The sequence below is a fragment of the Alphaproteobacteria bacterium genome, assembly GCA_037146715.1.
GTDB lineage: Bacteria > Pseudomonadota > Alphaproteobacteria > UBA7879 > UBA5542 > JBAWWO01.
In genome coordinates this window covers 1-1698 of sequence record JBAWWO010000032.1, presented here as the reverse complement: position 1 = coordinate 1698, position 1698 = coordinate 1, and the positions used below count along the sequence as shown (strand labels likewise).

Sequence of the window (1698 nt, the reverse complement as noted above, 5' to 3'; positions counted from 1 at the left end):
ATACATTCTAGCTATTATAGACCCTCTTTTAGGTCTTAGCTACTTCAGCCCCAAGTTTTATCTTCACATAGCGCCAGCCATTTTTGCACAAAATTCCGTGCAACGGGAGTGTTCTTAATGAGTATTACTCCTGCATACATCGCATGGGCGTTTCGGCAGATCTCGGTTGTACACCCTGTTTTTTCAAGCGCTTCTTTTTTAGTACACCCTGCTTGAGAAAAAGCCCTGTTTTCATAGGCAGCCAATACCACATCATGTTTTTGCAGTAAATCGAAAAGCGGTTTGGGATTTTTCAGAAAAACAAATCCACTATCGACATAAATCATATAGGAATTTTCAGGAATTTGATTCAGTGTATCCAAGATAATACGCGGCTTCCAAAGCCAATAGCCCGCCCCTTTTTTCAAAGCCAGCACATCCTTATGCTTTTCTGCAAATGCGGGGTCTAATAATTTCCTATTATAGTTGAAAAAATGACTAACGCCTTTATTTAAGGCCGAGTAGACCAAGAATTTTTGATTTTGACGAAACGCTGCAGGCCCGTCAGCATAAGAGACCATATAAACCGGGATTTCTAGTTCGGCCTCCAGAGGAGTTTTTGAAATATCCGCCAAACAAAAAGCCCGAATAAAGATATATAGGGCAACAAGACACAAGACGGATACTGATATCGTCAAAGTAGTTAGGATACGGGAACCAAAAGGTTTTTTCATCAACTTTCAGAAAAAGTTAAAGCTCTTAAAGCTTTTCGACCTGATCAAAGTCCAAATCGATGGGGGTCGCCCGTCCAAAAATAGAAACGGTTACTTTCACGCGTGCTTTTTCCAGATCAATTTCTTCCACAACTCCGTTAAAGGATGCAAAAGGTCCATCGGAAACACGCACTTGTTCACCCACATCAAAATTAACCCCGTCAACGCCGGCTTTAACGCCCTGCTGCATTTGAGATAGCAACCTGGTTGCTTCGGCTTCACTGACTGGCATAGGTTTGCCCTTGCTTCCCAAAAAGCCGGAAACCCTGGCGATTCCCTTGATCATGTGCCACGTATCGTCATTAAGTTCCATTTTAACCAAGACATAGCCTGGGAAAAACTTTTTATCCGTTGCAACTTTTTTGCCCCGGCGCATTTCAATGACTTCATGACTGGGAACTAATACTTCAGAGATTTGATCTGAAATAGCATTTTTTTCTGCCTTTTCACGAATAGCTTCTGAAACTTTCTTTTCGAAACCAGAGTACACATTGACCACGTACCAACGATGCTGTGCCATGGGTTTAAGCTCCTAATCCTAAAATAAATTTCACAATGCGTATCAGAATATTATCCACAAGCAAAAAGAAAGTGGCCGCGATCATCACAAGAATGAACACCATCACTGTTGTCAATACAACTTCTTTTTGAGAAGGCCAAGATACCTTGGAAATCTCCCGTTTTACTTGTTGAACAAATTCAACTGGATTTATCATTTTTTCCCTACTTTAAACTTGGCAGGAGCGGCGGGTCTCGAACCCACAACCTTCGGTTTTGGAGACCGACGCTCTACCAATTGAGCTACGCTCCTTCATATACAATAAAGGGGCCATCGTCAAGCCCCTCCATAAAGAACACCACCGGACCAAGCCCGGTGGGTTCAGTAAATTAACTACTCAATAATTTTAGAAACAACACCGGCACCTACGGTACGGCCACCTTCGCG

The 1698-nt window shown here is 42.5% G+C and carries 3 protein-coding genes and 1 tRNA gene; all 4 read right to left on the bottom strand.

Annotation, left to right across the window (positions count from 1 at the left end; translation table 11 throughout):
• Positions 1 to 44: 44 nt before the first annotated feature.
• The gene (locus tag WCG05_05715; protein ID MEI8321475.1) at positions 45 to 614 is read right to left on the bottom strand and encodes a hypothetical protein; all 570 of its coding nucleotides are present in this window, start codon (positions 612 to 614) and stop codon (positions 45 to 47) included.
• 124 nt (positions 615 to 738) lie between these two features.
• Positions 739 to 1272, bottom strand: coding sequence for a transcription termination/antitermination protein NusG (nusG, locus tag WCG05_05710; protein ID MEI8321474.1), 534 nt, complete (start codon positions 1270 to 1272; stop codon positions 739 to 741).
• Between the two features lie 4 nt (positions 1273 to 1276).
• A complete protein-coding gene (gene secE / locus WCG05_05705) occupies positions 1277 to 1468 on the bottom strand; it encodes a preprotein translocase subunit SecE (GenBank protein MEI8321473.1) in 192 nt (63 codons plus the stop codon).
• 19 nt (positions 1469 to 1487) lie between these two features.
• Positions 1488 to 1563 (bottom strand) — tRNA-Trp (locus tag WCG05_05700).
• Positions 1564 to 1698: the final 135 nt, after the last annotated feature.

Bases quoted from the DNA above. Each gene is read 5' to 3' on its own strand.
- nusG (MEI8321474.1), bottom strand. From the start codon at position 1,272: ATGGCACAGCATCGTTGGTACGTGGTCAATGTGTACTCTGGTTTCGAA.
- secE (MEI8321473.1), bottom strand. From the start codon at position 1,468: ATGATAAATCCAGTTGAATTTGTTCAACAAGTAAAACGGGAGATTTCC.